Here is a 383-nt window from a genome sequence, read left to right on the forward strand (position 1 = left end):
GAGATAACGCCGGATGAGCCGAAAGAACCTGTGGCTGCTCTTACTCCGTCTTTATCTACTCAGACTACAGTTAGTGCCAGCTCCTGCAAGGTGGAGTTCCGTCACGGTAACATGACGCTGGAAAATCCTTCACCAGAGCTGCTCACAGTGTTGATCCGTGAACTGACCGGGAGGGGACGATGATCTCACTCCCGTCAGGCACCCGCATCTGGCTCGTTGCTGGGATAACCGATATGCGTAAGTCTTTCAACGGGCTGGGTGAACAGGTACAGCATGTGCTGAATGATAATCCCTTCTCCGGTCACCTGTTCATCTTCCGTGGCCGACGGGGTGACATGATTAAAATCCTGTGGGCTGATGCTGATGGTCTGTGCCTGTTCACC

General features: G+C 53.5%; 1 protein-coding gene and 1 pseudogene. Both read left to right on the top strand.

Annotation, left to right across the window (positions count from 1 at the left end):
* Nucleotides 1-183 (top strand): annotated as a pseudogene (locus tag BHE85_RS27750) (IS66 family insertion sequence element accessory protein TnpB); the annotation flags it as partial.
* The coding region (gene tnpB / locus BHE85_RS18925) for an IS66 family insertion sequence element accessory protein TnpB (protein ID WP_146628000.1) at nt 180-383 on the top strand (204 nt) is incomplete at its 3' end. The pseudogene BHE85_RS27750 and the gene tnpB, both read left to right, overlap by 4 nt.

Origin of the sequence: Shigella sp. FC1567 (assembly GCF_001743015.1) — a bacterium.
In the GTDB taxonomy this organism is placed as follows: Bacteria; Pseudomonadota; Gammaproteobacteria; order Enterobacterales; family Enterobacteriaceae; genus Escherichia; species Escherichia coli.